General features: G+C 62.6%; 7 protein-coding genes. All 7 read left to right on the forward strand.

Annotated features, from left to right (window positions below):
* Window positions 1–2 precede the first annotated feature (2 nt).
* Entirely contained in the window at window positions 3–1,901 is a 1,899-nt protein-coding gene (gene mrdA, locus AAHM40_RS24765) for a penicillin-binding protein 2 (protein WP_342247052.1), read from the forward strand.
* The gene (gene rodA / locus AAHM40_RS24770; protein WP_342247053.1) at window positions 1,898–3,043 is read left to right on the forward strand and encodes a rod shape-determining protein RodA; all 1,146 of its coding nucleotides are present in this window, start codon (window positions 1,898–1,900) and stop codon (window positions 3,041–3,043) included. Before mrdA ends, rodA begins: the two co-directional genes overlap by 4 nt.
* A 35-nt stretch (window positions 3,044–3,078) precedes the next feature.
* Window positions 3,079–4,068, forward strand: coding sequence for a lytic murein transglycosylase B (gene mltB / locus AAHM40_RS24775; protein WP_342247057.1), 990 nt, complete (start codon window positions 3,079–3,081; stop codon window positions 4,066–4,068).
* Window positions 4,069–4,071: 3 nt separating this feature from the next.
* Window positions 4,072–5,082, forward strand: coding sequence for a septal ring lytic transglycosylase RlpA family protein (locus tag AAHM40_RS24780; protein ID WP_342247054.1), 1,011 nt, complete (start codon window positions 4,072–4,074; stop codon window positions 5,080–5,082).
* Window positions 5,083–5,143: 61 nt separating this feature from the next.
* The gene (locus AAHM40_RS24785) at window positions 5,144–6,307 is read left to right on the forward strand and encodes a D-alanyl-D-alanine carboxypeptidase family protein (RefSeq protein ID WP_137820985.1); all 1,164 of its coding nucleotides are present in this window, start codon (window positions 5,144–5,146) and stop codon (window positions 6,305–6,307) included.
* A gap of 73 nt (window positions 6,308–6,380) precedes the next feature.
* A complete protein-coding gene (locus AAHM40_RS24790) occupies window positions 6,381–6,662 on the forward strand; it encodes a DUF493 domain-containing protein (RefSeq protein WP_342247055.1) in 282 nt (93 codons plus the stop codon).
* A complete protein-coding gene (gene lipB / locus AAHM40_RS24795) occupies window positions 6,662–7,288 on the forward strand; it encodes a lipoyl(octanoyl) transferase LipB (RefSeq protein ID WP_342247056.1) in 627 nt (208 codons plus the stop codon). The genes AAHM40_RS24790 and lipB overlap by 1 nt, the downstream gene beginning before the upstream one ends.
* The last annotated feature ends 90 nt before the right edge of the window (window positions 7,289–7,378 follow it).

Below are 7,378 nucleotides of genomic sequence, written 5' to 3' on the forward strand. Positions count from 1 at the left end.
CCATGCCGCAACCGATCCGCCTGAAAGACCACGAGAAAGATGCCCGTCTGGTGCGTCAGCGCGTGATCGTGGGCGCCGTGGCAGTGCTATTGCTGACTTGTGTGCTGATTGCCCGCCTTTATTACCTGCAGGTTATCCAGTATGAGTACCACTCGACCCTGTCCGAGAACAATCGCGTCCACGTGCAGCCGATACCGCCCACCCGTGGGCTGATCTTCGATCGCAAGGGCGTAATCATCGCCGACAACCGGCCCAGTTTCAGTCTCAGCGTTACCCGCGAGCGGGCCGGCGACTGGAAAGCAACGCTCGATGTGATTGTCGAGGTGTTGCAGCTGACACCGGATGACCGTGCCCTGTTCGAGAAGCGCATGAGGCAGGGGCGGCGGCCGTTCGAGCCGGTGCCCATCCTCTTTGAGCTGACCGAAGAGCAGATCGCCCGAGTGGCGGTGAACCAATTTCGCCTGCCCGGCGTAGAAGTGGTGGCGCAATTGGTGCGGCACTATCCGCAGGGCGCGCACTTTGCCCACTCGGTGGGTTATGTCGGCCGCATCAATGAGAAAGAGCTGAAACAACTCGATCCGGTCAACTACAGCGGCACCCACCATATCGGCAAGACCGGGATCGAGCGTTTCTACGAAGACCAGTTGCATGGCGAGGTAGGTTACGAGGAGGTCGAAACCAACGCGCGCGGCCGCGTGCTGCGCGTACTCAAGCGCACCGACCCGAAACCCGGCAAGGACCTGGTGCTGACCCTCGACGTGCGTCTGCAGGAGGCCGCCGAGCAGGCCCTGGCGGGGCGTCGTGGTGCCATCGTCGCCATCGAGCCGTCCAGCGGCGACGTACTGGCGATGGTCAGTCAGCCGAGCTTCGACCCTAACCCGTTCGTCACCGGCATCAGCTTCAAGGCTTACGCCGAGCTGCGCGATTCCATTGACAGACCCTTGTACAACCGCGTGTTGCGGGGCCTGTACCCGCCAGGTTCGACCATCAAGCCGATGGTGGCGGTCTCCGGCCTGGACTCGGGGGTGGTGACGCCGGCTTCGCGCGTCTTCGATCCGGGCTTCTACCAACTGCCGAACTACGAGCACAAATACCGCAACTGGAACCGTTCCGGTGATGGCTGGGTGAACATGGAAACCGCGATAATGCGGTCAAATGACACCTATTTCTACGATCTTGCCCATAAAATGGGGATTGATCGTCTGCACGATTACATGAGTCGCTTCGGTTTTGGCCAGCGCGTGGCGCTGGATATGTTCGAAGAGTCCGCGGGCCTGATGCCCTCCCGCGACTGGAAGCGCGCCCGCTACCGCCAGGCCTGGTATCCGGGGGAAACGCTGATCCTCGGTATCGGTCAGGGGTACATGCAGGCGACTCCGCTGCAACTGGCTCAGGCGGTGGCGCTGATGGCCAACCGCGGCAAGTGGATCCGCCCGCACCTGGCCAAGACCATCGAAGGCCAACGGCCGCTGGATCCCAATCCGATGCCGGACATCATCTTGCGTGACCCGAAGTTCTGGGATGCCGGGCGTATTGGCATGGAGCAGGTAGTACATGGTGCCCGCGGCACGGCGCATAAGGTCGGCGCTGCGTCCGTCTACCGCATCGCCGGCAAATCCGGCACCGCGCAAGTGGTAGCGATCAAGCAGGGCGAGAAGTACGACCGCTCCAAGGTCCAGGAACGGCATCGCGACCATGCCCTTTTCGTCGCCTTCGCCCCGGCCGAAGACCCGAAGATAGCCGTTGCGGTAATGGTGGAGAACGGCGAGTCCGGCTCGGGCGTTGCCGCACCTGTGGTCAAGCAGGTCATGGATGCCTGGCTCCTCGGTGAGGACGGCCAGCTGAAACCCGAGTTCCGCCCGCCGCAACCGCTGGCGGACCAGCAGAGCGCCATTCGATGAACAGCAACTTCGACCGAACCATCTCCCAGGAGGACGTGCTCAAGCGCCGAGCCACCCTGCTGCAGCGCCTGCACATCGATGGCTGGCTGCTGCTGATTATCCTGATGCTGGCGGCCGGTAGCCTGTTCGTCCTCTATTCGGCGAGCGGCAAGCACTGGGATCTGTTGATGAAACAGGCGAGTTCCTTTGGCCTGGGGATCGGCGCAATGATCGTCATCGCCCAGTTCGAGCCGCGCTTCATGGCGCGCTGGGTGCCGCTGGCATACGTGATCGGGGTGGCCCTGCTGGTAGCGGTGGAGGTCATGGGCCACACGGCCATGGGCGCTACCCGCTGGATCAATATTCCCGGGGTGATCCGATTCCAGCCCTCGGAGTTCATGAAGATCATCATGCCGGCGACCATCGCCTGGTACCTGTCTCGACATAACCTGCCGCCCAAGCTCAAGCACATCACCGTCAGCCTGGTGCTGATCCTGGTGCCTTTCGTGCTGATCCTGAAGCAGCCGGACCTCGGCACCTCTCTGCTGATCCTCGCTTCCGGCGCGTTTGTGCTGTTCATGGCCGGCCTGCAGTGGCGCTGGGTCTTCGGCGCGGTGGCGGCGGTGGTGCCTGTGGCGGTCGCCATGTGGTACTTCGTGTTGCACGACTACCAGAAGCAGCGGGTGCTGACTTTCCTCGATCCTGAGAGCGACCCGCTGGGTACCGGCTGGAACATCATTCAGTCCAAGGCAGCCATCGGCTCGGGTGGGGTATTTGGCAAAGGCTGGCTGCTGGGCACCCAGTCGCACCTGGATTTTTTGCCCGAAAGCCACACGGACTTTATCATTGCGGTCCTCGGCGAAGAGTTCGGCCTGGTGGGTGCCTGCCTGCTGCTGCTGGTCTATCTGCTCCTGATCGGCCGCGGCCTGGTGATTACCGCCCAGGCCCAGACTCTGTTCGGCAAGCTGCTGGCGGGCAGTCTGACCATGACCTTCTTCGTATACGTGTTCGTCAACATCGGCATGGTCAGTGGACTGTTGCCGGTCGTAGGGGTACCCCTTCCCTTCATTAGCTACGGCGGAACCCATCTGGTGACGCTGCTGTCAGGGTTTGGGGTGTTGATGGCGATCCATACCCATCGCAAATGGATCGCCCAGGTTTGAATCGAGTGAATGATTTGAAAGCACTGCGCAAGTTGATGCAGTTTGGGGCCACCGGGGTGGCCTTGGTCGGACTGCTGGGGGCAGCCGCACCGGCACTTTCCGGGGACTACGAGGGTTCGCCGCAGGTGGCCGAGTTTGTCGCCGAGATGACTCGCGACTACGGCTTTGCCGGAGAGCAACTGGTGGACCTGTTCCGTGAGGTGAATCGCAAACAGTCGATTCTCGATGCCATCTCCCGGCCCGCGGAACGCGTCAAGCCGTGGAAGGAGTACCGGCCGATCTTCATCACCCCGGCGCGTATTCAGAAAGGCGTGTCCTTCTGGAACGAGCACGCCGAGGCGCTGGCTCGCGCCGAGAAGGAATATGGCGTACCGGCCCAGGTGATCGTCGCGATCATCGGCGTCGAGACCTTCTATGGTGGGAATACCGGCAACTTCCGCGTAATCGACGCCCTGTCTACCCTGGGCTTTGACTACCCTCCGCGTGCCGATTTCTTCCGCAAGCAGCTGAAGGAGTTCCTCTTGCTGGCGCGCGAGGAGCAGGTCGATCCACTGATGCTCAAGGGCTCTTACGCCGGGGCCATGGGGCTGCCTCAGTTCATGCCGAGCAGCTTCCGCGCCTACGCTGTGGACTTCGACGGCGACGGCCATATCGACATCTGGACAAATCCGGTGGACGCCATCGGCAGCGTCGCCAGCTACTTCAAGCGCCATGGCTGGACAGCCGGTGGCCCGGTAGTCAGCCGTGCCCAGGTTCGTGGTGATCGAATCGACGAAGGGTTGACCCAGGGACTGGACCCGGTGAAGAACGTCGGCGATCTTAGGACGGTGGGCTGGGCAAGCAGCAGCGCACTGCGCGATGATGTGCCGGTGACGGCCTTCAGGCTCGAGGGGGATGAAGGAGCGGAGTACTGGATGGGATTGCCGAACTTCTACGTCATTACCCGCTACAATCGCAGCGTGATGTACGCAATGGCAGTGCATCAGCTTTCCGAATTGCTGGTCAACGCAAGGGGCGGGCGTTAACCGATGCCACAACCGATAAGAGTCGCCGTTTACGGCGCCGTAGCATTGTTGCTGGCCAGTTGCTCGAGCAGTCGTGCACCCGAGCCGGTCCAACCCGGCGGCCCGATCTCCGGCCCCGGTGAGTATTCGCGTCCGCACCGGGATGGCGCGCCTTGGTGGGACGTCGACGTCTCGCGCATTCCCGATGCCGTCCCCATGCCGCACTATGGCTCGTTCAAGGCCAACCCTTACACAGTACTTGGCAAGACCTACTACCCGATGAGCGACGCGCGTCGCTATCAGGCGGTGGGCACGGCCTCCTGGTACGGCACCAAGTTCCACGGCCAGGCCACGGCTAACGGCGAGGCATATGACCTCTATGGCATGACCGCTGCACACAAGACCCTGCCGCTGCCCAGCTACGTGCGGGTTACCAACCTGGATAACGGTCGCACGGTGATCCTGCGGGTCAACGACCGCGGCCCATTCTACTCCGACCGCATCATCGATCTGTCCTTCGCCGCGGCGAAAAAGCTCGGTTACGCCGAATCGGGTACCGCCCGGGTCAAGGTGGAAGGTATTGACCCTCACGAGTGGTGGGCCGCTCAGGGCCGTCCGGTGCCGATGGTCCTCGCGCAGCCGAAGAAGGTTGCCCAGCCACAGCCGCAAGCCAAACCCCAGCCGGCCGTCCAGGTGGCCAGCGCGCCGATCGAACAGTACACCCCGCCGCCGCAGCAACACGCTGCCGCGGTTCTGCCCGTGCAGATCGACGCAAAAAAAAACGATTCACTCGCAGCGTCTGGCCTGTATCTCCAGGTGGGCGCCTTCGCCAATCCGGACGCTGCGGAGCTTCTCAAGGCCAAGCTGAGCGGGGCGGTGAGTGCGCCGGTCTTCATCAGCTCGGTCGTGCGCAATCAGCAGATACTGCACCGGGTACGCCTGGGACCGATCGGAACACAGGGTGAGGCCCAGCAGCTGCAAGACAGTCTGCGCCTGGCCAATCTCGGCCAACCTACCCTGGTGAAGCCGGACTGACGGCTTCCTCAATTAGCCTGCAAGGGCCTGTTAGACCATTAGCTACTTCTTAGAGAGACGGATGAACATCTTCAGCTTCGCCAAACGCCTATTACTGCCCGCAGCCCTGCTCATCGTCGCGCCGGCCTCCATGGCGACCCAGCAGATCGTCCCGTCGCCGCCCCAGTTGGCCGCCAAGTCCTATGTGCTGATGGACGCCCAGAGCGGCCAGGTGCTGGTCGAAAACAACGGTGACCAGCGTCTGCCGCCGGCCAGCCTGACCAAGCTGATGACCGCTTACATCGCCACCCTGGAAATTCGCAAGGGCCAGATCGGCGAGAACGATCCGGTCACCATCAGTGAGCACGCCTGGCGTACCGGTGGTTCGCGCATGTTCGTCCAGGTCAATACTCAGGTGTCCCTGAGCGACCTGCTGCACGGCATCATCATCCAGTCGGGCAACGACGCCAGCGTGGCCGTGGCCGAGCACATCGCCGGCAGTGAAGACGCCTTTGCCGACATGATGAACACCACTGCCGAGAAGCTCGGCATGACCAACAGCCACTTCATGAATGCTACCGGCCTGCCCAACCCGGAGCACTACTCCACCTCTCATGACATGGCGACCCTGGCCCGCGCGATCATCTACGAAGACCCGGCCCACTACGCCATCTACTCCCAGAAGGAGTTCTTCTGGAACAACATCAAGCAGCCCAACCGCAATTTGCTGCTGTGGCGAGACAAGACCGTCGACGGCTTGAAGACCGGCCACACCGACGAAGCCGGCTACTGCCTGGTGGCTTCCGCTGTGCGTGACAACATGCGCCTGATCGCCGTGGTGTTCGGTACCAACAGCGAGCAGGCCCGTGCCGCCGAGACCCAGAAACTGCTGACCTACGGCTTCCGTTTCTTCGAAACCCAGACCTTCTATCAGAAGGGCGCCGAGCTGGCGAAAGCCCAGGTGTGGAAGGGCGCTACCCGCGAGGCCAAGGCGGGCCTGGCCCAGGACCTGACCCTGACCCTGCCGAGGGGCCAGGCCAAGAAGCTGCAGGCCAGCATGACCTTGAATCCGCAGCTGATCGCCCCCATCAAGCAGGGTGACGTGATCGGCAAGGTGGAGGTCAAGCTGGAAGACCAGGTAGTCCACAGCGCCGACCTGATCGCCCTCGAGACCGTTGAGGAAGGTGGTTTCTTCCGCCGCCTGTGGGATAGCATCCGCCTGTTCTTCTTCGGCCTGTTCAATTGACCTACTGAGCCGACGCCTCGTGCCTTACCAAGCCCGGGGCGTCCGCATCGCGGATCACGAGTCCGCCGCCGCCATGACCGACACTCCTGACGTACAACCTCCAAAAATCGAGTTCCCCTGCGAGCGTTACCCCATCAAGGTAATCGGCGATTCAGGCGAAGGCTTTGCCGACCTGGTGATCGAGGTCATCCAGCGCCACGCTCCTGATCTCGACTCCACCACCCTGGTGGTGCGAGACAGCCGCAATGGTCGTTTCCTCTCGGTACAGGTGCTGATCACCGCCACCGGCGTCGACCAGTTGCAGGCGATCCACGTCGACCTGCGTGCCACCGGTCGTGTGCACATGGTGCTCTAGTGGCATCTGCCGAACTTGTCGTGCGCCATCTGGGGCTGGTGGACTATCTGCCGACCCTCGAAGCGATGCGACGTCTGACCGCCGAGCGCGACGAACGGACACCTGACGAAATCTGGCTGCTGCAGCACCCCCGGGTATTTACTCAGGGTCAGGCTGGCAAGGCCGAACATCTGCTCGCACCAGGAGACATCCCGGTGGTGCAGGTTGATCGCGGCGGCCAAGTCACCTACCACGGCCCCGGTCAACTGGTGGCCTACCTGATGCTTGACCTGCGCCGGCTCGGGCTGGGCGTACGTGAGCTGGTCACGGCCATGGAGCAGAGCCTGGTCGATATCCTGGCGACCTATGGCGTCGAAGCCGCGCCCAAGGCGGATGCACCCGGTGTCTATGTCGCCGGCGACAAGATCGCCTCGCTGGGGCTGAGGGTCAGCCGTGGCTGCTCCTTCCACGGCCTGGCGCTCAATGTGGACATGGACATGTCGCCCTTCTGGCGGATCAATCCCTGCGGCTACGCCGGGTTGAAGATGGTGCAGCTCAAGGACTTGCTTGAGACGCCACCACCATTCGACGAGGTGGCTCAGCACCTGGAGCGTGCTCTACGCCAGCGGCTGGGCTACGCCAGCTAGGCTGTGCGAGGCGTCTCGAACACGCGGAAATGAAACGGGCCCCCCCCAATGGGGGGGGGGGGGGGGGTTTTTTTGGTGTTGGTTTGGGCC

Source organism: Pseudomonas sp. OTU5201 (genome assembly GCF_038440135.1).
Taxonomy (GTDB): Bacteria; Pseudomonadota; Gammaproteobacteria; order Pseudomonadales; family Pseudomonadaceae; genus Metapseudomonas; species Metapseudomonas resinovorans.

Bases quoted from the DNA above. Each gene is read 5' to 3' on its own strand.
- mrdA (WP_342247052.1), top strand. From the start codon at position 3: ATGCCGCAACCGATCCGCCTGAAAGACCACGAGAAAGATGCCCGTCTG.
- rodA (WP_342247053.1), top strand. From the start codon at position 1,898: ATGAACAGCAACTTCGACCGAACCATCTCCCAGGAGGACGTGCTCAAG.
- mltB (WP_342247057.1), top strand. From the start codon at position 3,079: ATGCAGTTTGGGGCCACCGGGGTGGCCTTGGTCGGACTGCTGGGGGCA.
- AAHM40_RS24780 (WP_342247054.1), top strand. From the start codon at position 4,072: ATGCCACAACCGATAAGAGTCGCCGTTTACGGCGCCGTAGCATTGTTG.
- AAHM40_RS24785 (WP_137820985.1), top strand. From the start codon at position 5,144: ATGAACATCTTCAGCTTCGCCAAACGCCTATTACTGCCCGCAGCCCTG.
- AAHM40_RS24790 (WP_342247055.1), top strand. From the start codon at position 6,381: ATGACCGACACTCCTGACGTACAACCTCCAAAAATCGAGTTCCCCTGC.